The organism is Pseudomonas sp. KU26590, from assembly GCF_026153515.1.
Taxonomy (GTDB): Bacteria; Pseudomonadota; Gammaproteobacteria; order Pseudomonadales; family Pseudomonadaceae; genus Aquipseudomonas.
In genome coordinates this window covers 1,911,065-1,936,775 of the sequence record NZ_CP110644.1, presented here as the reverse complement: position 1 = coordinate 1,936,775, position 25,711 = coordinate 1,911,065, and the positions used below count along the sequence as shown (strand labels likewise).

Sequence of the window (25,711 nt, the reverse complement as noted above, 5' to 3'; positions counted from 1 at the left end):
CAGGGCGTTTGCGTTGGAGAGTCTTCTTCCGAACTACTGTTTTTCGGACCTCGACCTGATTCAAGGAACCAGGGGGTTGAAGGAAGTGGGGTCTAGCGGGCAATCATGCCGGCTGCCTGCTCAGTGGCTTCAGTGGTGCGCGTTGCCAACTTGCGAACCTCGTCGGCAACCACTGCGAAGCCCCGACCCGCCTCCCCCGCACGTGCAGCCTCAATAGCCGCATTCAGGGCTAAAAGGTTGGTCTGGCTGGCGATGCTCTGGATCGTCCCCACGATCTGGGACAACTGAGCGATGTTGTGCTCAAGCGTTTGCTGATGCTTGACCTCTGTTTCCCTCAGCACTTCCTGCTCGTGCTGCAAGTTGACGTCCACCAAAGCACCGACTACTCGCAGAGGCGAGCCGGCGGGATCACGCCTGGTCTGGCCTCGCGCACGAAACCACCGATATTCGCCGCTTTTCATCCTCAGCCGGTACTCGATATCAAAAGGTGTCTTGCCAGATCTGTCATTCAAATGGGCCCCGAAAGCGCTGAGGCTTCTGTCCTTGTCATCCGGGTGTAATCTGGATGCCCAGCTGTCCAACACATCTGGAAACTCCTCAACCGTTTCGAAACCCAGCAACCGACGGAACTGAGGTGACCACCAGAACGGGTTTTTAGGGTTTACCGGGTCTCCGGCAATGACCTCCATATCCCAAAGCCCATCCGAGAGCATTTCCCGCGCCAGCTCGAATCTCGTGATGATGACGTCGTGCTCCTGATCCCGCTCCAGTTGGTCATGGATATCCCGAAGCGAGCCAGCGACCCGGACTGGCGTGCCTCGCTCGTCTCGGAGTGTCTCACCCTGTGCGTAAAACCAGCGATACGAACCGTCTTTCATGGCGAGCCGATTTTTGACTTTGTAGGGAGTCATTCCGGACTTGTCGTTGAGGTGGCGAGCGAAGGCGTCGAGTGTTGCCTGCTTGTCCTGCGGATGGAGCCGATCCGCCCAACTGGCGAGCACGTTTGGAAAATCTCTTTCGTCCTTGAATCCCAAAAGGCTGCGAAACTGCTGCGACCACCAAAAGCGATTTCCGGGGTTAACCGGATCGCCGGCCACGACCTCCATGTCCCAAAGACCTTCACTGGACGCGAGATTGACCAGATCGAACCTGATCTCATGGGCTGACGCGGAGGCTGCCGATTCGCGGAGCAACTCGCGGGCATCCTCAAGCTCTCTTTCGAGCTGGCCTATGCGCGATTGGTATTGTTCATTGGAGGACTGGATCAAGCGCCAGGCATCCAGAACTGCTGGACCTTCTTTGCACTGGGCGACCTCAGGATTTTCGCCGCTCATGATCGACGTCAGCAGTTGCTTCAGGGCGCGACGATCACGGCGAAGAAGTAAAAAATTGGGCATGTGGTACAAACTCGAAATGCGTGACGGGCCTCCTCCATGGCACCTTGCCATTCATATCGTCTTGAGCGAAAAAAACTTTATCGGTCTGGCTGAATAAATGGCCGTCAACTCGCTGAAATTGTTCAGTAATAGGGGCTACGCTTGCGAGGTGTGTTTCAAACGAGCTACGCGGAGGGAGCAACGGCCAGATCTGATATCCAGCCTTGGCAAGCCCCTGCTGACCAAGCTGTTTGCGAAGCTGGGTGGCACCCCCATCAGGCCGTGTCGGGGCAGACGATCAGGCAGGAATGATCGAGATCTTGCCGTTTCGCTCCAGGATCGCGTACTTGATCTGCTCCACTCGTTCGAAGCCCTGCTCTATCCTTGCGGCCTCCAGGATGTCGTCTTCCTGAACGCGGGCCTCGTGCATGCGATGACGCAGGAAAGCACCGTTTTCAACGATGATCGTCGGGCCCCCATCGATCAGCTTGGCCAGGCGTTTGGAGCGTCGCTTGACGAGGGAAAGTCCGATGTCGATCACCATCAAGGTCACAATGACCAGAATCGCATTGGTTACGGAGAAGTCATCGCCCAGCAGCGCCTGCTGGGTGGCTTCGCCAATGACCATCAGCAGCACGAAATCAAACGACGTCAGTTCGCCCAATGATCGTCGGCCAGAAATCTTGAAGAGCACCATCAGTGCCAAATAAATCGCACCCGTGCGTAGTACGGCATCCATTGAGCACCTATGGGTAGATGAACTGAGTGACGGGAATGTGGCCGCCGCCCACGACACTGATCTGACTTTTAAACAACCCGATGCCGTTGCTGCGCCATGAGATGAAGAGCGTGACGTGACCGCTCTTGTCGGTGGGGAAAGTAAAACTCAAACCTTGGGGACTGCCCATGGAGCTGACCGGCTGCGGCTGGATAGACTCGATGCTGAAGCCATCCAGCATAGGCTTGCCAATCGACAGAGTGACCTCTTTGCCCGGCTGCCCCGTGGCCTGAACGATCATTGGATTGGTCCCGCCAGCTCGGTGGAAACGCTCGTACTGCACCGTCAGATCACCCTGCTCACTCACCGTTTCGAGCGTGCTGAGCGGGCCTCTGGAAAACAAGCCGAGCAATGTCAGAATGACAATCGCCATCAGCACGAACCAGCCAACCCTCTGGAACCTCCAGACTTTGCGCTGCAGCGTCATGTCCTCGGCTACGGGGTATTCACGGTCCTGCATTTCCTGCTCTAAGAGGCTCATACGCATCACTCGTCTGGACTAGCGATGTGACCTCTTTGATCTGTGTGAAGTTCTGGTGTGGTAAGCGTGTGCTGCTGATTTCGTGGGGCGTTTGAGACGCTGAACTCGTCTTTGGGTTTAGCGCTACGAACAGGCTAGCGGCCGCTTTGGGTCGAATTCAGCGATCGAGCCGACCGCCCTGCCGCTCTGGGTTGGGCAATCAACCTTGGGGGTAGCGTTTAAATAGCTCGGTAGCTTCCCAGCGTGCCGCATGTGCCTGCAACGCCGGGAACGCATCCGCCCTGACCACATCAGCGACCATCAACTGAATGAACGACCAAGCGACGGCGCTGGTGATGTCGACCTGCCCCGGGCTATCTGGCGCAACCGGTTGCTGTCCCGACATTAGGGCATCCCATGCGCGACAAGCAGCCAACAACTGCTGGGTTACCCGCTCCAGCCAGGGCTGATGTCGTTTTTCCTCAGGCCGCAGTTTGTATTCGTAAACGATCTGCACTGCTTTTTCGCAGGCTGCCAACGCCAGCCCCAGGATCCGCAGCGATGCCGCCAGAGGCAAGGCCTGGTGTGGCATCAATTTTTGCTTAGCCGGGCTGAGCGCCTCGAAGTAGTCGATGATCAGCGTCGAATCCATCAACACGCTACCGTCATCCAGCACCAAACTCGGTGCCTTCACCACCGGGTTGATCGCACCAAACGCTTCGTACTCGCTGAATACCGAAAGCGCTGCGTGCTCGAACGACACACCCATGACCTCCAGCGAAATCGCCACACGGCGAACATAGGGGGAGTCCAGCATTCCAATCAGTTTCATAAAGCGCACTCCTTTCCAGTGGGATCAATCCTATTTATTGGCTTTGCGGCAGAAAAGCGGAATTTGGGTTTCCAGCGAATAAAGGGGATGTCGTTAGCTTAAGAGCGTCGGTTGGCTGTAGCGAAGGTACGCCAGACGGTCGGGGTAGATACCCCGAATGTCACGCAGTCGGCCGCATTCGGCCAGAAGAAGACGGTGGACATTACCTGCTACCAGGAGAAAGCATCGCCCATTCAATTCGAGGGCTGTAGCGCCGTGTAGACATAATCGTGATTCGAACAAGATTACCCCCTCCCAATTTCTCAGGTTATAGACAAGCTAGGTGCCCAAGCTTAGTGTGAAGCGTTTTGATATCACCCAAGGAAGCACCGTGGTCATGCATAGGGATTTACCGCTGGCATATGTGCTCAAGCATTTTCAGCGAAGTAACAAGCTGAGGGCCCTCGAAGCATCAGGTTGGCCGCAAGAGGCGCAAGAAAGTTTTGCCCATTTCGTACTCGATGCCCACGACTTGGGCCTGGATTTCTGGACCATTGGAGATGGCCAGATCCGCCTTGGCATTCGCAGCGGCGGAGGCCGCGCCGAGGCCTGCTTCGCTTGGGTGGTACCTAATGGCTCGGGCTTGAACATCAGTTTCTCGCGCCGCGTCACCGCCGATGCTCGCGATTCCGAATGGGAAACCCTACTGCCGGCTACACGTATACGTCTCCAGGAAAGCAGCTTTACGAAGGCTTTACCCTCTACGAGACGCACCGGTAAATGGCCGGATGAATATCCTACCACTCAGATCATGGACGATGAAATGCCTCCTCCCAACCAGCAGCCAGCAGCCAGTGTAGTCAACGCAGATATCCCCCTTAACCAGATACTCTTTGGTCCGCCCGGCACCGGTAAAACCTTCCACACTGTCAATGCTGCATTGCAGATCCTGGCACCGGAAGTCCTTGCGGATAAGACCCAAAAAAGGTCAGACCTGAAACGCCGTTTTGATGAATTCGTTGCCAACGGGCAAATCAACTTTGTCACCTTCCACCAAAGTTTCAGCTATGAAGACTTCGTCGAGGGACTGCGCGCCGACATCGTGGAAGGCGGCCTTGGTTACACCATCGAAGCTGGTGTTTTCAAACGTGTATGCGAAGCAGCGGCAGGGCAACCCGAACTGCTCGATATCGAGATTTCGCCCACCGCCAGGGTATGGAAGGTTTCAATTGATGGCTCGGGCAACAACCGCTCCAAAACCTATTGCCTGGACCACGGCGAGATGCGCATCGGGTGGGGAGCGACCGGGTCTTTGAATGAACCCGAACGCAACGAATACTTCAGGGGCCTACGCGAGGGTAACCAAGGCACCCTGAGCTATTTCGAGAAGGACATGAAGAAAGGCGACGTGGTGGTTTGCCTCCACTCAGCAACCTCCATCGCTGCGGTGGGTGTAATTACCAGCGACTACCGCTACGACCCAGGCACGCCGGCCGGCATCGAGAGTAACTACAATCATGTGCGCTCGGTGCACTGGCTGTACCGCGATCTCAACCTCTCGATATTGCCTATCAACGCTGGTCGCAGGTTGACCCAAAAGACGGTCTATCAACTGGAGCGCATTAACTGGGGCAGCCTGCTGAGCTACCTCGACTCGGAAGGTGCCAAGCCTCTCGCAGGGAATTTCGAGGCGGCAACACCCTTGCCCCATGTGTTAATCATTGATGAGATCAACCGGGGCAATGTTTCGCGGATCTTTGGTGAGCTAATCACCCTGATCGAGTCTTCCAAGCGTATTGGTGCCGCGGAGGCGTTGCGGGTCAACTTGCCTTATTCCAAGTTGCCGTTTGGCGTGCCGGATAACGTCTACCTGATCGGTACCATGAACACCACCGACCGGTCGCTCGCCGGTCTCGATATCGCCCTACGCCGCCGCTTCTCATTCACTGAAATGCCGCCCGAGCCGGAACTGCTTGATGGGATCAATGTTGCAGGCATTAATATCGGTCATTTGCTACGAGTCATGAACGAGCGTATTGAGGTACTGCTCGACCGCGACCACTGCCTAGGGCATGCCTACTTCATGGCCCTGACCAATGATTCAACTCTCCCGCAACTGGCGAGCATCTTCCGCACACAAGTGTTGCCTTTGCTACAAGAGTATTTTTTCGAAGATTGGCAGCGCATCCAGTGGGTCCTCAACGATCACAACAAGCACGAAGATGAGCGTTTTGTGCAGAGAAAGTCGCGGGACATAAGCGACCTGTTCGGTACCACTGTCGAGTTGCCCAGTGAGGGCGGGAGTTGGGAAATCAACAGGCATGCCTTTGCCCGTATAACGGCCTTCCGGGGGATTATCCGCGTAGAGGCAGAATCGCCTGCAAAGGTAACTGAGGATAACGTCGGTGCCTTGTCGTGATCAAAAATATCGTCGTGCGCGAATACGCGCGGCTGACAACCGATGAGGTAGAGAACAGCCTTGACCGCGCCTGCATCAGTGCGAGCGCGTTCGATTGGCTATGCAAGATAAACGCGTCCTTCACCAAGGCAGGCTCCACCTTGGTTCAGGTCGAGGGGCGGCGCTGGCTGAAGCTTGACAGCTACGTTGGCGTCGTCGAGACACCTTGCGGCACGCGCATAGAGATCCTACCCAAAAACACCGACCGAACCGATTGCCTGGACGAGAGCCGCCAGTTGCTGCGCAAGATGCTACAGCGGGCGTTGAAACTACCCACCCGGGAACTTGGCCCGACCTCCATTTCGGATTTCAAGTCACCACTGACCGAATGGGTAATCGGCCAATTTCTCGCGCACCTCGACCACCTGATCAAACGCGGAGTGCGCTTCGACTATCGGAGGGTAGAGGAGGAGCAAAGCTATTTACGGGGCCAACTCAACGTCGTTGCTCAACTACGCCAGCCCCCTGGGCGCCAGCACCATTTCCAGATTCGCCACGACCTGTTTAGCGCAGACCGTGCCGAAAACCGTCTGCTCCAGAATGCGTTGCATCTGGTATGCAAAACCACACAACACCCCGCCAATTGGCGCCTCGCCCATGAGCTGCGTGAGCAGTTCAACGAAGTCCCCCTCAGCCGCGACCTCAAGGCCGACTTCAAAGCCTGGCGTACTGATCGCCTGATGACTCACTACCAACCGATTCGCCCATGGTGCGAGTTGATCCTCAGACAGCAAATGCCTATGGCTGTTGCGGGGAAGTGGCATGGCATCAGTTTGCTGTTTCCCATGGAGAAACTCTTTGAACACTACGTGGGGGCCTGGTTGAAGAGTGCATTGGCGCCAGGTGCGCAAATCGAGAACCAGGCTCGGCGTCACCACTTGTGCGAACAGGGTGGGGAAAAAATGTTCGAGTTACGGCCGGACTTTCTAATCACTAAGGCAGAGAAAACCTGGGTGCTGGATACTAAGTGGAAGCTCTTGAACGCCTCTGATCGCGGTAACAAATACGGTTTGCGACAGAGTGATTTTTATCAAATGTATGCTTACGGAAAGACTTACTTAGGCGTAAGCGGCGACATGATGCTGATTTATCCGAAACGGGCTGCATTTCAAGAGGCGCTGGTGCCGTTTGAGTTTGGTGGAGTTACGCTTCAGGTGGTGCCATTCGACCTATTGAATGATCAACTGGTGGGTGTCAGAGGGGATTGGGAGCGGGCCCCATCTTGAGTTTTTGCATGACAGGGGAGCTTACTCTCTCTGGACAGCCTATCGGACTTAACAAGTCGGGAGCAGACCACGGGTATGTGCAACTGAAATTGTCGCCTGCCTCTGACTCCCTTATTGCTGAGACTGTTTCTGGCCGGTTTCTGTCTCTGCTGACCGACTGCTTTGGGTCGAAAGCGGCCGGTCGTGGCTTGCCGCTTTCGACCCGAAGCAGACCTCCATTAAGGGCTGCTAACGGCCAAAAGCTGCCGGTGGCGGCGACAGGCAACGATTGGCCGTCAGCCGCCACTCTGTAGAGCCCCCCCTCAAACGAGGTAACCCGATTGAGCGTTTACACACCGCTGCAAAAGAGTACGTTGAAGAGGTTCACCGGAGCGAGAGGATGGCGCCATGGATATAGAGCACAAGCTACTTCAGTGGAACTCTTCGTTTCAGATTGCAGACGGTAAACTGGTCTGCCGTGGTTGTTTGGAAGAACAGCGGTTGATGGATGCGGAACAGGAGTTTCTACACACCGAGCGCTGCCCAGACCATCGGTCGGAGTCCGAGTTTCCTTGGATAACGCTACACGAGATCGTAGATAGCTTCAGGGGGTAGCTCTTCAAGGACGGCAGCGGTTGACACCACCGTCCTTGTCTAGTCATACCTCTGTTTGCTCTGCCATCTCAAGCGCGTCGTCTACTTCAATACCGAGATACCTGACGGTGCTTTCCAGCTTCGTGTGGCCCAGTAGTATCTGTACAGCCCGGATATTTTTGGTTCGACGATATATCAACGATGCCTTGGTCCGCCGCATTGAGTGGGTCCCATATGACACGGGGTCAAGGTCGATGGACGCTACCCAGGATTTCACGATCCGCGCGTATTGACGCGTAGATAAATGTGGAGATGCACCTTGGCGACTAGGGAAAAGGTAGTCTTCATTCTTCAGCCGCGCTTGTTTCAACCACGCGTCGAGGGCTGCTCGGGTCTGAGCCGTGATTTCAAACTGCACAGGTCGGTGAGTTTTTTGCTGCATGATGATGGCACGTGAAGATACATTGGCTCCGTGCGCGACATCTCGAACTCGCAGCTTGGTCAGGTCGCATGCTCGCAGCTTGCTATCGATCGCCAGATCGAAGAGTGCTAGGTCCCTAACCTTCGCGGCAAGCTCCAGCCTGATACGGATGCCCCAGATGTCTCGCAGGCGCAGTGGCGACTTCTGACCGACTAGCTTCCCCTTGTTCCACGGTAAGCTATTCGTTGGTTTTACAGTTTTCATGGAAAAGCCTCCTATCTGTAGGAGGTTCAAGGATTGCTGAGTCCGATCGTAAAAGATGCGGAGTATCCAATCGAATTAGCTAGCCTTGGCTGTATACGGATTTCGTATCTGTTCGAATCCCCATGGCAGCCACTTTTTGGCCAGGACTAGCTGGTAGAATCCCGTCGGTTTTACTATGAAACTCTGAGAAGTCACATGGACAGAGAAATGACCGAAGAAGAGATGCGTCAAGCGTTGTTCGGGAACGTTCACATATCCGCGCGAGTAAGCCCGCCATCCTTGACAGAGGTCGAGGCGGAAATTATTGCTGCGCCCATCTCAAAGGCGGCAAAAAAGAAGCCTGCCAAGACCTTCACCCCGAGGCTGCTGGTTACACTCCGGGTAAGCAACGAGTTTGAAGGCAAGACCTATGAAATCCTACATGAGGCCGATACCCTGAGTACTCTACTGGCGGAACAGGAAGCCACAAAGGCAGCCAGGAGGAAATACCGCTACGTGGAAGTTGTATCGGTCAAGTCGACGTAACGGAAATACACTACACACCGTCATGACTGGTCGCTGTTGGCTAGAGACCTTCGGTGCGCATCGCGCTTGATATGATGCAATCCGGCCGAGAATCCGTTGCATCCGCAAACCAGTGCTCTTGCTAGCAGAGCGCCTAAGAAAATGGACGATTCTAGGTCTTCAAGGACGTGTCGGAGAATGGATATGAAAGCCGACATCAGCGATGCCCCTGAGCGAATCATCCGAGGGCATCACAAACATAACGTCCTCTATATGACGATCTGTCTGCTAATCGCGAGCTTGGGGACGGTAGCCACACTTCAGTTGATTGGCCGTGCCCCAAGCTTCGACTCGGCATACAAGCGGACGGAGAGCCCGACTGGACGAGAAGAACAACTGACTGTCGTAAATCCGACGCCGCCGAGGCAGGACCTCGATTCATCATGGCTTCGAGCATCATCGGAAATCCGCTTACCAGACAATGCGCCTAGGCAAACGGTTTTCAATGATCAGAACTTCATTCCTAGAGGCGCTGACAATGTGGTCGCTTTTCGAGTTAACTCCGATCTTTCGCCACGGCCAGAGGCTCCGCAGAAACCGAAGCTGACGATCGTCCGGCAGTCGCCGAGCATGAAAGAACGTGCGTGCTGGCCTTACAGACAAGGAAGTATCGAATCGCGAAATTGCCACGCCTCAATCGGCCTCAAACATCGTGACTAAATGACCAAGCGCAGCGAAACCATGTTCTGTCTCCTCACAGACGGCTGCGGGTCGATCGCAGCCCTTCACGATAGGCGGCTATCGACCCGGACCAGACGGCCTCTGAGAAAGCGAATTTCATTTGCACCTCTGCAACTCCAACCGTCGCTTTAGCAGTCCTTCCTGACGTCTCTCCAGCTCCCCGGCAAGCGCTGCAAGCTTGGCCTCACCGAAAGCAACGGCTTCAGCCTTCGTGAGGAAAAGCTCGTCAACGTGGTAGTTACGGCCTTTATCAGTGCGGTCATATGCGCTGTTAGCAAATCCTTGGCCCACGAGTTCGACTTCCAGCAACTGGAAATTCCGTGTCAGCAGCCATGCGCTGTACGGGTAGCTTCTGTCACTCATCAAAATCCTGCTCAGCTCAATTGATCGCTATATAGATAACAACATAGCGAAAGGCATTGCGACAACAGCCTGTTGATTTCTTGCCTGAAATCAATGTGTTCAGAGACCGTTGCCGAGACGATGCACACCTCAAGGAGCACGGGTGCTAACCGGGCAAGAGTCACCGTGTGAACGTGAGCTCTACGGGAATGGAAGGATGTCGCTCGTGGTGCATCGACGCTCTCGATGAGCGCCGCAACAAGGCATCAGAAAACCGAAACCACGTATTAAGGGGAGTTGATTCACCGGTACGGGTAAACCGGCGAATCACAGACAATCAGGCGGGTACACCCAGCACGACGTGAGATGCCTTAATCACTGCCGTGGCACTGACACCAGGCTTAAGTCCCAGCTCGTCGACCGCTTCGCGGGTGACAATGGAAAACACCTCCGTGCCTCCCGACAATTGAACAACCACTTCGGAGTTGACCGAACCCTCGCTGACTCGGCTGACCTTCCCTTCCAGGCAATTACGCGCTGAAAGGCGAATATCGCTGGACTCAGTCATTAGCATTACCCAAGGTGCCTTTATCAGCGCAATGGCTTCCTTGCCGACCGCAATACCCAAGCTCTTGATGCTTGCTAAAGTGACCACAGCCACTAATGTTTCGCCGCCGGCGAGGGTCAGCACCACTTCAGCATTGACGGTGCCATTCTGAACTTCACTGACCGTACCCTTGAAAACGTTGCGTGCACTGACCTTCATTGACCGATTACCTTTTTATCGAGGAGAACTTAAAAGCTGCTCGTCATAATCAGGAAGCGCGTAGGGTGAATGCAACCATAGCGCTTAAGAATTACGCCTGGATGTATACCCAAGCCTTCAATCCCGATGCCAATGCCACCGACACCCTTTTGTAATCCGCCACTTCATAGGCGTCAGCAGCTGCAAGCTCTAGCTCCGTAATCTGGAATACGGTCCCCGCCACCTGGTCCTCGACATTAAGACTGGGCGCGATGATCGGATGGTGAGTCTTACCACTCGCCGCCAGCACCTCGGCGTCTGTGATTTCGACCCAGGATTGCGAATAGCCGAGCATATGGTCGGCATGGCCGATCAGTTCACGACCAAAGTTCGCAATCTGGACCGCTTTGTCTTGCAGCGTGCCGTAGGAAAACAAAAGCACGGGACATGCAGTGGAATCGTTCATTGATCTCTCTTCATTGGACACAAATAGTTAAGCAAGCAGGTCTTCATAGAATGCGCCATAGGGCTTGCTTGGATGGGCAATCTGGATCTCCAGAATCCACAATCCAGCATTCGGACAATGCTCCAGATCACCCAGGTCGCCGCCACGGTGAATGGCATGTGGAAAATCGCTCACGCGGTGGCCCTTGATACTGAGGTTTAACTGCCAGCCCATGTCCTTCGCCTGTTGCTCGGCGTATCGGTACAGTTCAAGTCCTGCGATGCGATCATTTTTCCAACGCGCTTGAATCCGGTCGAACAAGGTTTTGGCCGCTGCGGCGCAGGCCTTCATTTCCGGATCATCCCCTGCAGTGAAGGTTTCACCCGCATCGCCCTCGTGTCCCTGCCAGACAGCGCCCATATCAATGAAAAAAATATCGTTTTCGCCCAGAACCGGGTCAACCTCGGAGCGCTGCTTGAACGTCTTGAGCGTATTGACACCGAAACGAACCAGTAACGGATGCCAGATACGCTGCATTTCAAGCTGCGCGAGAACCTCTTTGCCAAGTTCTCTTGCTTCGGACTCCCGCATCCCTGGCTGGATACGCATCGACAGCAAACGAATAGCTTCCCAGGTCATGGCCTGCGCGTGGCACATGGCCTCGATGCTATAGGCTAAACCGACAGCCTCTTTAGATGGTGCACTCACGGCCTGTTCCTCTGCTGGCTGACATCATTTGCTATGTTATTAAATATATAGCGATCATCTCCAATGCAAATACCTCAAACTGGCCGTCACCCGATCAATTGTTCGCCTGAAGCATCGCCAGACTCTTAATTCTTTCGGTCAAATCCCCCAGCGCCAACAGCGCTGCTTTGGACAGCTGTCGATGTGGCGCAACGCAAATAGACAGCACCGGATGACTCACATGGATGCCTGTCAGCGGCACGAATGCAATGGTGCCTTCTGCCACCTCACTGGCGACATCAAGCCATGACAGCATGCCGATACCCACACCTTGGCGAATCAGCGAACGCATCATGCGTAAGTCGTTGCAGGCGACTCTCTGCCTGACATCAAGATGCAACAGGCTGTGCAGCGCTCTTACATGCTTGTGCACGACCAAGGGCTCGGCCGGGAATATGACGGTTTCATGCTGTGTCTCGCTGAGCCGAATGTTTTTCTTGCCTGCCAGTGGATGGGTGATCGGCATGGCAATGCCCATTTTGATTTCGGTACTGGCACTGACGGCCAACTCTGCGTTGCTCTCCGCATCCAGTACGAAGCCGAAATCGACCTCAGCTGACGCGATCATCTGCGCTACTTTCTGGTTGTCGGCCACCTTCATCCCGAAGGTCAGACCAGGGTATTGCTTCATTAACACTGAAACGGCCTGCACGACGATACCTTCGCTCAGCGCATCAATCAGTCCGATCTCTACATGACCTCTGCGCAACCCCTGCATCTCGTCGATTTGCTCGCGGGTACGGACGTAGTCTTTCTGCCAGTGGCGGGTATTGGACAACAGAAGTTCGCCTGCCGCTGTGAGCCTCAAGCCACTTGGCAAGCGCTCGAATAGCGGCACTCCGAGCTCTTGCTCCACCTTCAGAATTTGTCGATCGATGGCTGATGCCGATACATGCAGTACCTCGGCAGCCCGTCGAATGCTGCGATGGTTAACGACTTCCATGAAGTATCGGGTAAAGCGAGAGAAGGGAAACATGCGTTGTCTTTTTTGCACCGCGATAGTGAAAAAACGGTGTTTGAGTTCATCACGTGGGCCTTCTAAAGTCCATCGCTAAAGCGCCTCAGACCGCTTTGAATCGGACCGTGCACAGCAACTGATGAGACTTATCAAAATGATAAAAGACCGGACACTCCCACTGAACTGCACATTCATAGAAAGCGACTGGCGTATTCTGGCCGCGCACTGGTATCCCATCGCACAGAGCCTTGCTGTGGGTGCGGAGCCGATCAAAGCCATGTTGCTGGACGAGCCGTTAGTGATTTATCGAATAGGCGATGAGTTGATCGTGGCGCGGGATGTTTGCCCACACCGTGGCGTGCCGTTAAGCATGGGGAAAAGCGATGGGCAAGGGGTGATCTGTCCCTACCATGGTCTGCGTTTCGGTAATGGCGGTCGTTGCAATAAAGTGCCCGCCAGCCCAAATACTGCCATTCCTACTCGTATGCAGCTCTACACCTATCCGACAGTTGAGCGCTACGGCCTAATCTGGACCTGTCTCGACCCGCAGGATGACGTTGTCGACATTCCGAATATGCCGCATTGGGATGAGCCGGAGTTTCAGCAGATAATTTGCCCGACTATCGATATCCAGGCATTCGCAGGGCGCCAGTTGGAGGGATTCCTCGATGTAGCGCACTTCGGCTTTGTTCACACTGACACCTTCGGTGATCCCAACAACACGGAAATCACCCCTTATCGTCCTGTAGAAACGGCGAAAGGCTTCGAGGCCCACTACCGAAGTACCGTGGGCAACTATCCCATCGGGGTAGATGGCAAAGCACCTGAAGGCTTTAACTGGTTGCGCCATTTCGAAGTACACCTGCCGTTCACTGCAACGCTTACCGTCCACTTTCCAGAGGATGGACGCTTGGTGATCATGAACGCCGCGTCCCCGGTCTCAGCAAAGGTGACACGGATGTTTGCCCCAATAGCACGGAACTTCGACAAAGAACTCTCGGTGAAAGACGTATACGCATTCAACCTGCGCGTATTCGAAGAAGACCGCCTGATTGTCGAGTCGCAGAAACCGGAACGCCTACCGCTTGATCCGACGCTAGAAGTTCATATCCCCGCCGATATGAGCTCCATTGCTTATCGCAGAGGTCTGCGGAGCCAAGGCCTTAGCCAATTCTTTTTGAGTTGAGGAGCTAGTCATGACACGACAAAGGGTCAGAGTGGCTCGTAAGACAGCGCAAGGCTTATCGAACATAGGTGTTCGTCTTGAGCCTATGCCGGGTGACACGCTACCACCTTTTGAGGCTGGGGCACACATTGACGTGTTTCTACCCAGCGGCTTGATTCGACAGTACTCCATCGCCAGCGCACCCTTCATCAAAGACCACTATGAGTTGTGTATCAAGCGAGAACCAAGGTCGCGTGGCGGGTCGTTGTTCATACATGAATACCTGGCTGAAGGCGACGAACTGGAAATCTCGCAACCGCGCAACCTTTTTACCCTCAAGCCTGCCGAGCACTATGTGCTGATCGCTGCGGGAATTGGCATTACGCCGTTGGCGTCGATGGCGGCAGAGTTATTCAGCAAGCAGCTATCATTCTCGCTGCACTACTACACCCGCACAGCAGCGGACGTTGCCTTCAGAGAACGACTGGAAATGCTTTATGGCAAGACCCACGTTCACCTCCATCATAGCGATGCCGGCCGTAGTCCTCGCCAGTATTTACCAGAGGAACTGAGTCATCCTGGCCCTGGCCAACGCGTTTACCTGTGCGGCCCTGGCGAGTTTATGAATCATGTAGAGGGCCGAGTCAGCCAGCTCGGCTGGGCGGCCGATTGCGTTCACAAAGAGGCATTTTCGGCAGCCCCATTGGTTGCTCAGTACAACCTGGGCGCATTCGAAATAGAGCTGAAATCCACTGGCGCGGTCTATCGAATTCCGAAGGATCGTTCCATCGCTAACGTACTGATCGACGCAGGGGTAGATGTGCCCGTTTCCTGCGAGCAGGGCATGTGCGGCGCTTGCATCACCGGGGTTCTATCGGGTCAGCCGGAACACCTGGACATGGTGCTAAGTGACGCAGAACGAGCGTTGGGCAACCAAATGACGCTTTGCTGTTCAAGAAGTTTATCAGCTCTACTGGTTCTGGATCTCTAGCCAATACAGACATCATCGCCCTGGGAACGGCTTTCTTGAAAAACGTCCTTCGGGCCTCCAGAAGCGAATCGTCAGTAAAAAGCTGGCACTGAGGATTCGCTGAAAGGCTGTCTATCACAACGGTGCTGACGATCGTATTACTGCCTTACGCGCTTAACTGCCTTCTTCAAGCTCCAATAAGGCACTTAATGGCTGGCGTTTTCTGATCAGGCGCTCCTCATCGCCATAAACCAACACTTCAGCCGCATGGGTCCGGCTGTTGTAGTTTGAGGACATAGATGCGCCGTAAGCCCCCGTATCATGCAGCACTAGATAGTCACCTACCTGAGCAACGGGTAACAGCCGTGACTCCACTATCCCTCCCTCTGACTGAGTGAAAACGTCACCCGACTCGCAAAGAGGACCCGCAACCACGGTCTCCTGAATGGGTAATGGCCTATCACGTGAGGAAATCAAAGAAATTTCGTGATAGCTGCCGTAAAGCGAGGGGCGCATCAGATCATTAAATCCCGCATCAACCAGCGTGAAGTGGTTGCTGCCCATCTGTTTGGTTGCGCGTACCTCTGACACGAGTACACCAGCATCGGCAACCAGAAAGCGTCCTGGCTCGATTTCAAGGCGCACCGGGTGCCCTAGATGGCGCTCAATTTGCCTCCTGGCGTAATCCCACTGGGCAAAGTAGTGATCAGCATTGACTGGTTGTTCGCCCGGACGGTATGGGACTGACAAGCCTCCTCCGGCTGATATGGCTTCAATGTCATGATCCATGCCGACTATCAGTTCCGCCATAGTGCTGCAGACCTGATTCAGATGCTGGTAATCAACGCCCGAACCGATGTGCATGTGCAGACCGACAAGATGCAGATTGAAGCTACGGACCAGAGTCAGCGCTTCATCCAACTGGGTATGCCATATCCCATGTTTGCTGTTTTCGCCGCCGGTGTTGGTCTTGCGACTGTGCCCATGACCGAAGCCTGGATTGATACGTAGCCATACGCGGTGGCCGGGTGAAAGCGGTCCCAACTGACGTAGCATGTCGAGTGAACCAACATTAACTTCCACTTGCGCCTCGACCACTCGCTGTATTGTAGCTCGATCAAAAACGTCGGCAGTGAATACGACGCCGGAAGCTCCCTGCGCAGTCCCGGCGGCGAAACCGGCAAGTAGCGCACGCTCAATTTCGCCGAGCGACACTGCATCCACCAGCGCCCCGGCGTCGCGTATCAATTTCAGGATATGAAGATTGGAGCAGGCCTTCTGAGCAAAGCGAACGGTATCGAAGGCAGCTAACTGCTTAATACGCTCTTGGATCATCTGGCCGTCGTAAACCCACAAAGGGGTGCCATATTGAGCCGCCAGTTTAGATAAAAGACTATCGGAGAATGATTTCATATCAGCAAGCCTCAGGTGAACGGCGTGCCTGAAGCACAGGCAGGAAAGAGATAACAAACACCGGGAGCACAACGAGACCGATACCCGCAAGGGTTGTTGTGCTCAAGGGTTCATACAGAAGAGCGACCGCAAATATGACTCCGAAAACAGGCTCCAGCGCTAAAAACATGCCGCCTGAGTCTGCTGGAATAGACCGGATCCCCATGTTCCAAAGCCAGCCAGCCCCCAAACTGCAACCAATGCCCAGGTAGAGCAACGCTGCAACCCCTTGAGAGGAAAAGTTGACCTGCCAATCGTTAGTCATGAGCAAGGCAAACGGAATGAGCATTACGGTCCCTGACACAGTTGTCAGCGCAGTAAAGGCATTGACCGAAAGCCCCTGCATCCAACTCTTTGACCAACGAACCCAGATAGCAACCACCACCGTCGAGATCAAGACCAGGAGGCAGCCCACGAAGTTGGCTCCATCAGGCCAGCCCATCACCAGCAGAACGCCTATCAAGGCGACAGCAGCAAGCATTAGGTTGAGCAAGGTCATCTGCTCTCGCCAGATCAACCACCCGAACAGCATCACCATCAAGGGTTCAAAGCCGATCATCAGCGTTGCGCTGGTAGCACTTGTGTATCGCAGCCCGATGAACTGCAGCAGGAAGGTTGCTGGAATCATCAAAAATGACAGCAGCAACAGCGCTCCCCATCTTGCCCGGGGAATACTGCCAAGAGCTGAGCGAAATACCGGCAGCCAGAAAATGCTTGCCATCGTAAAGCGCGCTAAAACAATGAGCGGGGCATCAGCCACGCCAAAGGCCATTTTTCCGGCGACGAACGAAGTCCCCCATAAAAAAGCGGCCGCCAAGACATATAAGTAAGGGGCCATCAGGAAACGCCTACTCTATTGGTGAAATGTCCGAGCTCAAGCATTGAATGAGTATGAGGGCTCGCATAGTGCTCATAGCCAACGATAGCGTTGACGATGGTGGCAGCACGCCAAGAATTCAAAGACAAATTCGGCTCACTGACTCCGTGGCTGTGCCTAGCGGCATTGAGCAAAAAAATCTTCCCAGCCCCCCGGTACCCGAGCGAAAAGTCCAGGTGAACGACCGGTTCATCGTCTGAAAACTCGATGTCATCCAGTAAGTTTTCCAGGACTGCAGGTACAGCGTCTTGTCTGTACCCCGTGGCCAATACAATGCGCTCTACACCAAGAACCTCCGTGCGTTCGGTGTCCAATTCTCTTACATCCAGTAGATATGCGCCGTCGGCAGGCCTTATGTTTTCTACTCTGCGTGAGTGCATCAATCGACAGGGTGCGCCGTGATCTACGAATCGAAGTTGGTAGAGTCTTTGATAAAGCGCTTCCAGGGTCTCTGGAGAAATACCGTCACTCGTTAACGTATGTTGCGCGAGCAACTGGTGTTTTTTTGATTTCTCCAAACTCCAAAAATATTCCACATAGGCAGGGGTAAACAGCTCATTGGCAAAGTGAGACTCATCTAGCGGAGCAAGATTCGGACGCGAACTCAACCAGACGATTTCGCTGGGTGTTTCGCTCTGTCCCAGCAGATCGAGTACGATTTCAGCCCCGCTTTGGCCACCGCCGATGACCGCAATCCGTCGTCCACTCAGCGACTGTCGATTGAACAGGTAGTCGCTGCTATGAAAGACCTGCTCCCCCAAGAAAGGTCTTGCCATGACAGGTACCGATGGACGCGGTCCGGTGCCGACAATCAAGTTGCGGGCGATGTATGTATGAGTTTCAGTGAAAACCTCAAATCCCAAAGAATGGGACTTCACCATTTTCACCTCTTCGCCCCACTGCACCGCTGGTAGGCATCGGGCCGCCCACTGCAGATATTGGTTGAACTCTCGGCGAGCAGTTCTTTGAAAACCAGCGTTCACATACTGGTAGAGGCGCTTGTGTTCATGAAGAAAAGCCAGGAAAGAAAAGGCGCTTGTTGGATCAGCAAAGCTGACGAGATCTTTGAGGAAACTGTTCTGAACAGTTGTGTCTGGTAAAAGCATCCCGGCGTGCCAAGAAAATTCGGTCTGCTTTTCGAGAAAGCAATTACGAACAGTTTTTATCGGATGAAGAAGCGCTGCAACGCTGAGATTGAACGGACCCGCACCTACTCCTAGGGCATCGAATACTTGATTGTCCATCGGTCTTCCCTACCTTGGTTAGCGCGTGTGCATCGACTGTGCTATCGCGCGGTAGGCGGCATGATGGAGAAAGACAAATCCCCCATAAAATATCAATATTCACCAACTCTATTCATTTATGATATGGGATTATCAGAATCCGCGAGTTCCAGCTCATGTCAGCCACGTTGCGCCACATAGAGGTTTTCCGAGCAGTCATGACTTCAGGCAGCGTGACAGAAGCCGCTGCGATGCTGCATACCTCCCAGCCTACTGTGAGCCGGGAGCTGGCTCGCTTCGAGCAGTTGACCCAACTTAAACTGTTCGATCGCGTGCGTGGTCGTTTGCGACCTACGGCTCAAGCCCTTTCTCTTTTCGAAGAGGTGCAACGAGCCTACTTTGGCTTGGGGCGGATTCTGAATGCAGCGGCGTCGTTGAGGGAGTTCGAGCACGGGCAGTTGTCGATCGCATGCCTACCGGTGTTCTCTCAATCCTTGCTGCCTAGAGCCTGCCAGCGCTTCTTCGCACAGTTCCCTAAAGCCAGCATGAGTATCACGCCGCAAGAATCACCATTGCTGGAAGAATGGCTGTCGGCTCAGCGCTATGACCTTGGGCTGACTGAAGCGGCAACGGCTCCCCCAGGGACAGAGTTAGTACCCTTGATGGTCGTTGATGAAGTTTGCGTCTTGCCGGTAGGTCACCCACTTCTGGAGAAACATACATTGGAACCTAAGGACTTCGACTCCCAGCCATTCGTCAGCTTGTCTAACCTTGACAGCTACAGACAGCAGATCGACGAAATATTCCTTCAGGCTCAGGTGGAGCGGCAGATGGTGCTGGATACCCACAGTGCAGCGTCAGTCTGCGCGATGGTTCGTGAGCACGTCGGTTTGGCCATCGTCAACCCGTTGACCGCACTTGAATTCGTTGGGCAAGGCTTGGAAATCAGGCAGTTCACAGCATCAATACCGTTCACAGTCAGCCTCGTAAAGCCCCTGTACCGCCCGGCATCTCCACTGGTGAGCTTGTTTGAAGATGCATTGCGGGAGCAGGCAGCGTTAGTTGATGTCCGACTGGCAGCGATAGATAAGAGACACTCATCTGCTCAATCTCCACATCTGAAAAAAGGAGCCGATTTATCTGATGCGCGTCCAAGCTAACGTCCAACGCTCGAAGCGAAAATCCACTTCGTACGATGGTGAATCAGCAGTGCATCCATGTCTTACAATCCCTGCCGCAGCGCCCATTTTTTGACTCTTGATGAGCCTTCGACCAGAGGGGGCTTGAGCATCAACTTGTCCAACCCAAAAATTCGCTCGACTCATCATCGGTGAAATTGAGGCCAAGAAACCAATTAGATGACCTCATTATGGACTTTTTTACCCTGCTGACATCTAGTAGGAACTAGACGAGCTGGCAACGATACTGAACTCATTCGGAAAGTTTCTTGGGTAGTCCTATCCGCAGCGAGCGATTGCGTTTGGCAGGAAGCGGCGTTTTTCAAGGTAGTTGTCGCGTCACCGTCTAACTATGCTGCTCTTTTCTCGACCTGTTGCTCTCGATCCGGATTCAGCAGCACGGTGCCGATCGGTTCCCAGTTACGCGTCCGGCCTGACCACCGTTCCGGTCTTTTTTCCTTGGCTCGTTCGTACAGCTCATGTCGCTGGGCCAAGACTTTATGATCCAGTCCTCGATGCCGCTCAGCCGGTGTGACGAACCGGATACGGCTATGTCGGTGCTCGTTGTTGTACCACCGTATGAAGTCCCTCACCCAGCTGCGTGCGGCGTCCAAACTGGCAAAACCATCCTGCGGCCATTGCGGGCAGTATTTCAGTGTTCTAAACAACGACTCCGAGTACGGATTGTCGTTGCTGACACGCGGTCGGCCACGTGACGGGGTGATACCCAGGTCGTACATTTTGCTCAGCAGTGTCACCGATTTCATCGGCGCGCCGTTATCCGAGTGCAGCACCAGCGGGTCTTGTAAACACTGCTCACCGATCACGCTGCGTTGCAGCAGCGCAGCGGCTTTCTCGCCACTTTCCGCCTCATAGACTTCCCAGCCCACGGCCTTGCGGCTGTAAATATCCTCGATCAGATAGAGGTAATAAAACTGGCCGCGTATCGGCGACGGCAGGTACGTGATGTCCCACGACCACACTTGGTTCGGCGCTTTGGCCGCATGCGTCGTTGGTGCGGCGTACCGTCTGGGGCGCTGACTACGGCCTCGATGTTGCTGTTGCCCCGTCGCTCGCAAGACACGATAGATCGTCGCCTCCGACGCCAGATAGCGCCCTTGATCGGCCAGGCGCGGCACGATCTGGCTTGGCGGCAAGTGGGCATACTGCGGGCTGTTACACAGCGTCACAATGGCCTGTCGCTCTGCCTCGGTCAGCGCATTTCGTGGCGTTGGCCGTGTGACCGTCGTACGGGCGTCGGTCTGGATAGCGTCTGTTTGAGTCCACCGTTGCAAGGTGCGCAGCGACAGACCAACTTCCCGACAGGCCCTGATTTTTCTGGCTCCCGCCGCGACCGCTTCGCCCAGCCAGGCCACGAGTAACTGCCGCTCTGGCAGAGACGTTAGTTGGCCTCGTCGTCGGTCGTTCCCCAGTAGTCGTTGAGCTTTTTTCGCAGCACCAATAACGCGGCTGTTTCAGCGAGCGCCTTGTCTTTGCGGCGCAGTTCGCGCTCAAGTTCCTGGATGCGTTTCTTGTCTTTGCGCGCCTGGTCTCGTTCTTCTTTTTGCAGGGCCTTTTCCGATTTCTGGCCGGTGATGAAGGCTTGTCGCCAGGCCGTGATTTGCTCGGGGTAAAGGCCTTTGCGGCGGCAGTATTCACCCAGGTCGATCTCGGACAAACCGGCGGCTTCAAGCACGACAGCAAACTTGGTTTCGGCTGACCAGTTCTCGGTCAACGGCTTGTTTTCGGACACTGCACTTCCTTCAGAACTGAGCTGTTTGCGCCAGTTGGACAAAGACATTTCGCTGACCCCTTCGCGCCGGGAAACCTCGGCCATCGACAGGTTCAGCGGGGGAAGCAGCATTTTGAGTAATGCGGCTCTGCGTTCAGGTGAATAGTACGGCACGACCAGTCTCTTTCCGCCCCCGATATACTTTTTTAGGAAAAACCGGAGAGGCGACAACTATCCTGACACCGGGGGTCTGACTGGACTCAGTGTGGTTTCGTCTTCATCATAAAATCACAGGTTGGCAGCACACATGACCCCGGGGACAAAAGCGTCAGCAATCCGGAGAGCCATCGGGAAAGCAAGTAACGAGAGAATAGTATGGAAATGTCAAACGTTAAGCTCGCCCGGGTAACACGCACCGATCTAGACGAGCTTCTACACGCGAATCGAGAAAGCCCGGATTACCACGGTCGTTGGGTACAGCCCTTCACAACCGCTTCAGGGTTCGAGGAGTGGTATTCCGCTCAAACCACAGGCGCTAGCGTTGGGCTACTGGCTCGCGACAGAGAATCGGGTCAGATTGTTGGAGTGACAAACCTGAGCTAGATTTTCTATAAAGGCTTTCAGAACGCCTACCTCAGCTACTGGGGCATGGTCTCGTTTGCCGGGACGGGAAGAATGTCCCGGGCGGTAGAACTGACGACGAGGTATGCCTTTGAAGAGCTGGGTCTTCACCGTATTGAGGCCAATATTCAACCTGAAAATGTGCGTTCAATCGCGCTGGTCAAACGTCTCGGATTTCGGAAAGAGGGGTTCTCCCCGAAATACCTTCAGATCGCCGGAGTGTGGTGCGATCACGAGCGCTGGGCGCTTCTGGCCGATGAGTGTTAATCAGCGAGCAATGCCGTGGCGCAACTAAGCTGACTTGATCTGCCTCAGCCCTTCCCCTTCAACTCCGTCAGCTTCTGCACCACCCCCTCCGCCGTCTGTTCGCCCATCAATTGCTCACGCACTTTGCCCTTGTCGTCGATGATGTAGGTCACCGGCAGGGCTTCGCTTTTCGGCAGGTCGTAGTGATCGGCGGGGTCTTGGGCCAGCACGGTGAAGGTGATGCCCAGCGCCTTGCTAGCGCTTTTCAGGTCTTCGCCCTGGAGGTTGTCGAAGTTGACGCCGAACACGCTGACGTTCTGGTCTTTGACCTGCTCGGATAACTTGTTCAGTTCGGGGATTTCAGTTCGGCACGGGCCGCACCATTCGGCCCAGTAATTGACCACCAGCCAGTGTTTGTCGACGCGGCTGCTGGCGACTTTTTCGCCGTTCTGGTCCGTGCCCAGGTCCACGCCGCACCCGCTGAGCAACAGACTTCCAATCAGTGCTGCCGCCGCTGCCAATCGCCTTGCCATGATGCTGTTTCCTTCTGGATGCTCTTTCTTTCTAGAGAGACGCGACGCCGGCTGCGCATCGCTCACCGCGTGTTACCGGTCGTTACCGTGACGCGGGTAGAATAGCCGCCACCTCAGGCAAGATGCGACCCGCAAATGACCGATCTCACGCTTTATCACAACCCGCGTTGCACCAAATCCCGCGGCACGCTGGAATTGCTTGAAGCCCGCGGCCTGACGCCGACCATCATTTATTACCTCGAGACCCCGCCCGATGCCGCGCAACTGCGCGACCTGCTGGGCAAGCTCGGCATCGGTGCTCGCGGACTGCTGCGCACCGGTGAAGACGAGTACAAAACCCTGAACCTGGCCGACACCGGCCTGAGCGACGAGCAGCTGATCGCCGCCATGGCGGCGCATCCCAAGTTGATCGAACGCCCGATTCTCGTCGTCGGCGACAAGGCTGTGATTGGCCGTCCGCCGGAAAACATCCTGGAGATCCTGCCATGAGCGCGCCGTACATTCTGGTTCTGTTTTACAGCCGTAACGGCGCGACGGCCGAGATGGCCCGGCAGATCGCCCGTGGTGTCGAGATGACGGGCATGGAAGCGCGCCTGCGCACGGTGCCGGCGGTGTCCACTGACTGCGAAGCCGTGGCGCCGAGCATTCCGGAGGCGGGCGCCTTGTACGCCACCCTCGACGACCTGAAAAACTGCGCAGGCCTGGCCCTCGGCAGCCCGACGCGCTTCGGCAACATGGCGGCGCCGTTGAAGTACTTCCTCGACGGCACCAGCAACCTGTGGCTGACCGGCGCACTGGTGGGCAAACCGGCCAGCGTGTTCACATCCACCGCCAGCCTGCACGGCGGCCAGGAAACCACCTTGTTGTCGATGCTGCTGCCGTTGCTGCACCACGGCATGCTCATCAGCGGCCTGCCCTACAGCGAAGCGGCGTTGATCGAAACCCGTGGTGGTGGCACGCCTTACGGCGCCAGTCATCACGCCGGGGCGGACGGCAAGCGCGCGCTGGATGAGCATGAGACGGCGTTGTGCCGCGCGCTGGGTCAGCGGCTGGCGAAGACTGCGTTGTTGCTTGATCCGCCCAAGGGCTAGAACGCCCAAGGTGTCGCTCGCGCGCGATTGCTGGAACCCCTTGCTCAAACCGGGTCAAACACAGGGCGCTGTAGGGGCGCGCCTGGTCTGGGTTGCATCCGGTCGATTGCGATCTGTCTGAGACGTCGTTATCGACTGACGCAACGATTCGTCCGGATGCGGCCCAGACCAAGCGCGCTCCTACAGGGGAACGGCGTCAACATTCGGCAACGGGTTTTGGTCAGCAATCGCGTACATGAATTTTGTTTTGGAGAGGGCATGCAAGACTACAAATGGCTCCATGAATACTGTCTCAACCGCTTTGGTTCCGTCGCCGCCCTCGAGGCGCATTTGCCGACCCCCGCCACGCCGAAAAAACTGAAAGCCCTCAGCGACGACCGTTACCTGTCGACCATGGCGCTACGGGTGTTTCGTGCTGGCCTCAAGCACAGCCTGGTGGACGCCAAATGGCCGGCTTTCGAGCAGGCCTTCTTCGGCTTCGATCCGGAAAAGGTCACGCTGATGGGCGGCGATCACCTTGAACGCCTGATGCAGGACGCGCGGATCATCCGCCACCTGGGCAAGCTCAAGAGCGTGCCGCGCAACGCGCAGTTGATCCTCGACATCGCCCACGAACACGGCAGCTTCGGCAATTTCATCGCCGAATGGCCGGTCACCGATATCGTCGGGTTGTGGCGTTACCTGTTCAAGCACGGCAATCAGATGGGCGGGTTGTCGTCGCCGCGTTTTCTGCGGATGGTCGGCAAGGACACCTTTATCCCCAGCAATGACGTGGTAGCTGCGCTCAATGCGCAGAAGATCGTCGATCGGGTGCCCAGCAGTCAGCGCGATCAGGCGGCGGTGCAAGCGGCGTTCAATCAGTGGCATGCGGACAGCGGCCGGCCGATGTGTCAGCTGTCGATGATGCTGTCGTACACCGCCAACCATTGATCGTTTAGCCGGCGGACAGAAAAGACACAGCGCGTAACAAATCGGAGGTCGTATACAATATTCGGCATCCGCCCCTTTCGAGTCATTCGCGTGCCTTTTCTGCTTCCTGACGCCCCCAACCTCGGTGTCGCGCCCTCCGCGTCCGAGGTGATTGCCAAGCACCTGCGCGAGTCGATCATTTCCGGCCAGTTCGCCGAGGACGAACCGATTCGTCAGGACGACATCGCCCGCGTGTTCAACGTCAGCAAGATCCCCGTGCGTGAAGCCCTCAAGCGTCTGGAAGCCGAAGGGCTGGTGCAGTTCCAGCGCAACAAAGGTGCCGTGGTCACGCGGATTTCCGAGCCGGAGCTGGCGCAGATTTTCGAAGTTAGGGTGCTGCTGGAAGTGCAAGCCATCCGCCTCGCCGTGCCGAGAATGACCACTGCTCAGCTGGATCGGGCCCGGGCCATCTGTGACGAGTTCATGCGCGACGACGACATCGGGCGCTGGGCCGAGCTGAACTGGGCGTTCCACACCTGTCTGTATGAAGCGGCGCAGCGGCCGTTTTTGCTGAACATGATTCGTTCGATCCACGACAAGGTTGAACGCTACCTGCGGGTGCAGATGAGCTTCGACGAGGGCAAAGAGCGCGCCGACCTGGAACACCGCGAGATCCTCAACGCCTGTGCCGATCGTGACGTGGACAAAGCCGCCGAACTGATCGAGCACCACATCATCGGCGTCTGCCGAACCCTCTACGCCCACCTGCCCCACGCGGTTCTCAGCGAGATCTGAGCGACGGGCCACTGTGCCGATTTCGTCATTGACGAGGGTGAAATCGGTCAAGACCCCGGTCGTCGTTCGC

Annotated in this window: 25 protein-coding genes and 2 pseudogenes; 11 read left to right on the top strand and 16 right to left on the bottom strand. The window is 55.4% G+C overall.

Going from position 1 to position 25,711, the window contains the following annotated elements; translation table 11 throughout:
- Nucleotides 1-101: 101 nt before the first annotated feature.
- From OKW98_RS27460 to OKW98_RS08705, 5 genes and pseudogenes are all read right to left on the bottom strand, one after another.
- Nucleotides 102-338, bottom strand: a pseudogene (locus OKW98_RS27460) (methyl-accepting chemotaxis protein); the annotation flags it as partial.
- Nucleotides 339-386: 48 nt separating this feature from the next.
- A pseudogene (locus OKW98_RS27455) lies at nt 387-1,106 on the bottom strand (PAS domain-containing protein); the annotation flags it as partial.
- 568 nt (nt 1,107-1,674) lie between these two features.
- A complete protein-coding gene (locus tag OKW98_RS08715) occupies nt 1,675-2,115 on the bottom strand; it encodes a DUF421 domain-containing protein (protein WP_265388801.1) in 441 nt (146 codons plus the stop codon).
- A gap of 7 nt (nt 2,116-2,122) precedes the next feature.
- On the bottom strand, nt 2,123-2,635 hold the full coding sequence (locus tag OKW98_RS08710; RefSeq protein WP_265388800.1) for a hypothetical protein: 513 nt from the start codon (nt 2,633-2,635) through the stop codon (nt 2,123-2,125).
- Between the two features lie 199 nt (nt 2,636-2,834).
- Nucleotides 2,835-3,446, bottom strand: coding sequence for a glutathione S-transferase (locus OKW98_RS08705; RefSeq protein WP_265388799.1), 612 nt, complete (start codon nt 3,444-3,446; stop codon nt 2,835-2,837).
- 802 nt (nt 3,447-4,248) lie between these two features.
- On the opposite strand from OKW98_RS08705, the gene OKW98_RS08700 reads away from it, so the two are divergent.
- Together OKW98_RS08700 and OKW98_RS08695 are read left to right on the top strand one after the other, a co-directional pair.
- A complete protein-coding gene (locus tag OKW98_RS08700) occupies nt 4,249-5,844 on the top strand; it encodes an AAA family ATPase (protein ID WP_416148443.1) in 1,596 nt (531 codons plus the stop codon).
- Nucleotides 5,841-7,109, top strand: coding sequence for an McrC family protein (locus tag OKW98_RS08695; protein WP_265388798.1), 1,269 nt, complete (start codon nt 5,841-5,843; stop codon nt 7,107-7,109). The genes OKW98_RS08700 and OKW98_RS08695 overlap by 4 nt, the downstream gene beginning before the upstream one ends.
- Before the next feature lie 637 nt (nt 7,110-7,746).
- On the opposite strand, the gene OKW98_RS08690 is transcribed toward OKW98_RS08695, so the two are convergent.
- Nucleotides 7,747-8,367: a tyrosine-type recombinase/integrase gene (locus OKW98_RS08690; protein ID WP_265388797.1), complete on the bottom strand. Its 621-nt coding sequence runs from the start codon at nt 8,365-8,367 to the stop codon at nt 7,747-7,749.
- Nucleotides 8,368-8,574: 207 nt separating this feature from the next.
- On the opposite strand from OKW98_RS08690, the gene OKW98_RS08685 reads away from it, so the two are divergent.
- Nucleotides 8,575-8,892, top strand: a complete 318-nt coding sequence (locus OKW98_RS08685) for a hypothetical protein (RefSeq protein ID WP_416148203.1) — start codon at nt 8,575-8,577, stop codon at nt 8,890-8,892.
- Nucleotides 8,893-9,708: 816 nt separating this feature from the next.
- Here the strand turns inward: OKW98_RS08685 and OKW98_RS08680 are convergent.
- The 5 genes from OKW98_RS08680 to OKW98_RS08660 form a co-directional block, all read right to left on the bottom strand.
- Nucleotides 9,709-9,975, bottom strand: a complete 267-nt coding sequence (locus OKW98_RS08680) for a hypothetical protein (protein WP_265388795.1) — start codon at nt 9,973-9,975, stop codon at nt 9,709-9,711.
- A 316-nt stretch (nt 9,976-10,291) separates the two neighbouring features.
- Complete coding sequence (locus OKW98_RS08675) at nt 10,292-10,720, bottom strand: TOBE domain-containing protein (protein ID WP_265388794.1); 429 nt, start codon at nt 10,718-10,720, stop codon at nt 10,292-10,294.
- 91 nt (nt 10,721-10,811) lie between these two features.
- Nucleotides 10,812-11,165 carry a gamma-glutamylcyclotransferase family protein gene (locus tag OKW98_RS08670; protein WP_265388793.1) on the bottom strand — a complete coding sequence of 118 codons (354 nt, stop codon included), beginning with the start codon at nt 11,163-11,165 and terminating at the stop codon, nt 10,812-10,814.
- Nucleotides 11,166-11,192: 27 nt separating this feature from the next.
- Nucleotides 11,193-11,852, bottom strand: a complete 660-nt coding sequence (locus OKW98_RS08665) for a M24 family metallopeptidase (RefSeq protein WP_265388792.1) — start codon at nt 11,850-11,852, stop codon at nt 11,193-11,195.
- 94 nt (nt 11,853-11,946) lie between these two features.
- Complete coding sequence (locus OKW98_RS08660) at nt 11,947-12,834, bottom strand: LysR family transcriptional regulator (protein ID WP_265388791.1); 888 nt, start codon at nt 12,832-12,834, stop codon at nt 11,947-11,949.
- A 154-nt stretch (nt 12,835-12,988) separates the two neighbouring features.
- On the opposite strand from OKW98_RS08660, the gene OKW98_RS08655 reads away from it, so the two are divergent.
- Together OKW98_RS08655 and OKW98_RS08650 are read left to right on the top strand one after the other, a co-directional pair.
- On the top strand, nt 12,989-14,035 hold the full coding sequence (locus OKW98_RS08655) for an aromatic ring-hydroxylating dioxygenase subunit alpha (protein WP_322114171.1): 1,047 nt from the start codon (nt 12,989-12,991) through the stop codon (nt 14,033-14,035).
- Nucleotides 14,036-14,279: 244 nt separating this feature from the next.
- On the top strand, nt 14,280-15,005 hold the full coding sequence (locus tag OKW98_RS08650; RefSeq protein WP_265388790.1) for a PDR/VanB family oxidoreductase: 726 nt from the start codon (nt 14,280-14,282) through the stop codon (nt 15,003-15,005).
- Nucleotides 15,006-15,158: 153 nt separating this feature from the next.
- Here OKW98_RS08650 and lysA read toward each other — a convergent pair whose 3' ends face one another.
- The 3 genes from lysA to OKW98_RS08635 are packed head-to-tail and all read right to left on the bottom strand — an operon-like array spanning nt 15,159 to nt 18,557.
- Nucleotides 15,159-16,397 carry a diaminopimelate decarboxylase gene (lysA, locus tag OKW98_RS08645; RefSeq protein ID WP_265388789.1) on the bottom strand — a complete coding sequence of 413 codons (1,239 nt, stop codon included), beginning with the start codon at nt 16,395-16,397 and terminating at the stop codon, nt 15,159-15,161.
- Between the two features lies 1 nt (nt 16,398).
- Nucleotides 16,399-17,274, bottom strand: coding sequence for a DMT family transporter (locus tag OKW98_RS08640; RefSeq protein WP_265388788.1), 876 nt, complete (start codon nt 17,272-17,274; stop codon nt 16,399-16,401).
- The gene (locus OKW98_RS08635) at nt 17,274-18,557 is read right to left on the bottom strand and encodes a lysine N(6)-hydroxylase/L-ornithine N(5)-oxygenase family protein (protein ID WP_265388787.1); all 1,284 of its coding nucleotides are present in this window, start codon (nt 18,555-18,557) and stop codon (nt 17,274-17,276) included. Before OKW98_RS08635 ends, OKW98_RS08640 begins: the two co-directional genes overlap by 1 nt.
- 155 nt (nt 18,558-18,712) lie before the next feature.
- On the opposite strand from OKW98_RS08635, the gene OKW98_RS08630 reads away from it, so the two are divergent.
- Nucleotides 18,713-19,696 (top strand): LysR family transcriptional regulator, encoded by a 984-nt coding sequence (locus OKW98_RS08630; RefSeq protein ID WP_003419163.1) that lies wholly within the window; start codon nt 18,713-18,715, stop codon nt 19,694-19,696.
- Between the two features lie 368 nt (nt 19,697-20,064).
- Here OKW98_RS08630 and OKW98_RS08625 read toward each other — a convergent pair.
- Nucleotides 20,065-21,620 (bottom strand): IS3 family transposase gene (locus OKW98_RS08625; protein WP_265387146.1). Its coding sequence is split into 2 segments (ribosomal slippage): nt 20,065-21,158 and nt 21,158-21,620, totalling 1,557 coding nucleotides; the frame shifts between segments, so codons are not numbered across the junction.
- A 501-nt stretch (nt 21,621-22,121) separates the two neighbouring features.
- Between OKW98_RS08625 and OKW98_RS08620 the strand changes: the two genes are divergently transcribed.
- Nucleotides 22,122-22,334 carry a GNAT family N-acetyltransferase gene (locus OKW98_RS08620; RefSeq protein ID WP_265388786.1) on the top strand — a complete coding sequence of 71 codons (213 nt, stop codon included), beginning with the start codon at nt 22,122-22,124 and terminating at the stop codon, nt 22,332-22,334.
- Between the two features lie 44 nt (nt 22,335-22,378).
- Here the strand turns inward: OKW98_RS08620 and OKW98_RS08615 are convergent, their stop codons facing one another.
- Nucleotides 22,379-22,846, bottom strand: coding sequence for a TlpA family protein disulfide reductase (locus OKW98_RS08615; RefSeq protein WP_265388785.1), 468 nt, complete (start codon nt 22,844-22,846; stop codon nt 22,379-22,381).
- A gap of 135 nt (nt 22,847-22,981) precedes the next feature.
- On the opposite strand from OKW98_RS08615, the gene arsC reads away from it, so the two are divergent.
- From arsC to OKW98_RS08595, 4 genes are all read left to right on the top strand, one after another.
- The gene (gene arsC, locus OKW98_RS08610) at nt 22,982-23,335 is read left to right on the top strand and encodes an arsenate reductase (glutaredoxin) (RefSeq protein ID WP_265388784.1); all 354 of its coding nucleotides are present in this window, start codon (nt 22,982-22,984) and stop codon (nt 23,333-23,335) included.
- Nucleotides 23,332-23,937: an NAD(P)H:quinone oxidoreductase gene (gene wrbA, locus OKW98_RS08605; protein WP_265388783.1), complete on the top strand. Its 606-nt coding sequence runs from the start codon at nt 23,332-23,334 to the stop codon at nt 23,935-23,937. The genes arsC and wrbA overlap by 4 nt, the downstream gene beginning before the upstream one ends.
- A 258-nt stretch (nt 23,938-24,195) precedes the next feature.
- Nucleotides 24,196-24,867, top strand: coding sequence for a DNA-3-methyladenine glycosylase I (locus tag OKW98_RS08600; protein ID WP_065992830.1), 672 nt, complete (start codon nt 24,196-24,198; stop codon nt 24,865-24,867).
- 99 nt (nt 24,868-24,966) lie between these two features.
- The gene (locus OKW98_RS08595) at nt 24,967-25,641 is read left to right on the top strand and encodes a GntR family transcriptional regulator (RefSeq protein WP_265389679.1); all 675 of its coding nucleotides are present in this window, start codon (nt 24,967-24,969) and stop codon (nt 25,639-25,641) included.
- Nucleotides 25,642-25,711 lie beyond the last annotated feature (70 nt).

What these genes read in the sequence shown, in the direction of transcription:
- OKW98_RS08690 (WP_265388797.1), bottom strand. Translation starts at nt 8,367, where the DNA reads ATGAAAACTGTAAAACCAACGAATAGCTTACCGTGGAACAAGGGGAAG.
- OKW98_RS08680 (WP_265388795.1), bottom strand. Translation starts at nt 9,975, where the DNA reads ATGAGTGACAGAAGCTACCCGTACAGCGCATGGCTGCTGACACGGAAT.
- OKW98_RS08635 (WP_265388787.1), bottom strand. Translation starts at nt 18,557, where the DNA reads ATGGACAATCAAGTATTCGATGCCCTAGGAGTAGGTGCGGGTCCGTTC.
- wrbA (WP_265388783.1), top strand. Translation starts at nt 23,332, where the DNA reads ATGAGCGCGCCGTACATTCTGGTTCTGTTTTACAGCCGTAACGGCGCG.
- OKW98_RS08600 (WP_065992830.1), top strand. Translation starts at nt 24,196, where the DNA reads ATGCAAGACTACAAATGGCTCCATGAATACTGTCTCAACCGCTTTGGT.
- OKW98_RS08655 (WP_322114171.1), top strand. Translation starts at nt 12,989, where the DNA reads ATGAGACTTATCAAAATGATAAAAGACCGGACACTCCCACTGAACTGC.
- OKW98_RS08705 (WP_265388799.1), bottom strand. Translation starts at nt 3,446, where the DNA reads ATGAAACTGATTGGAATGCTGGACTCCCCCTATGTTCGCCGTGTGGCG.
- OKW98_RS08685 (WP_416148203.1), top strand. Translation starts at nt 8,575, where the DNA reads ATGACCGAAGAAGAGATGCGTCAAGCGTTGTTCGGGAACGTTCACATA.
- OKW98_RS08630 (WP_003419163.1), top strand. Translation starts at nt 18,713, where the DNA reads ATGTCAGCCACGTTGCGCCACATAGAGGTTTTCCGAGCAGTCATGACT.
- arsC (WP_265388784.1), top strand. Translation starts at nt 22,982, where the DNA reads ATGACCGATCTCACGCTTTATCACAACCCGCGTTGCACCAAATCCCGC.
- OKW98_RS08675 (WP_265388794.1), bottom strand. Translation starts at nt 10,720, where the DNA reads ATGAAGGTCAGTGCACGCAACGTTTTCAAGGGTACGGTCAGTGAAGTT.
- OKW98_RS08640 (WP_265388788.1), bottom strand. Translation starts at nt 17,274, where the DNA reads ATGGCCCCTTACTTATATGTCTTGGCGGCCGCTTTTTTATGGGGGACT.
- OKW98_RS08715 (WP_265388801.1), bottom strand. Translation starts at nt 2,115, where the DNA reads ATGGATGCCGTACTACGCACGGGTGCGATTTATTTGGCACTGATGGTG.
- OKW98_RS08710 (WP_265388800.1), bottom strand. Translation starts at nt 2,635, where the DNA reads ATGAGCCTCTTAGAGCAGGAAATGCAGGACCGTGAATACCCCGTAGCC.
- OKW98_RS08670 (WP_265388793.1), bottom strand. Translation starts at nt 11,165, where the DNA reads ATGAACGATTCCACTGCATGTCCCGTGCTTTTGTTTTCCTACGGCACG.
- lysA (WP_265388789.1), bottom strand. Translation starts at nt 16,397, where the DNA reads ATGAAATCATTCTCCGATAGTCTTTTATCTAAACTGGCGGCTCAATAT.
- OKW98_RS08700 (WP_416148443.1), top strand. Translation starts at nt 4,249, where the DNA reads ATGCCTCCTCCCAACCAGCAGCCAGCAGCCAGTGTAGTCAACGCAGAT.
- OKW98_RS08660 (WP_265388791.1), bottom strand. Translation starts at nt 12,834, where the DNA reads ATGGAAGTCGTTAACCATCGCAGCATTCGACGGGCTGCCGAGGTACTG.
- OKW98_RS08615 (WP_265388785.1), bottom strand. Translation starts at nt 22,846, where the DNA reads ATGGCAAGGCGATTGGCAGCGGCGGCAGCACTGATTGGAAGTCTGTTG.
- OKW98_RS08620 (WP_265388786.1), top strand. Translation starts at nt 22,122, where the DNA reads ATGTCCCGGGCGGTAGAACTGACGACGAGGTATGCCTTTGAAGAGCTG.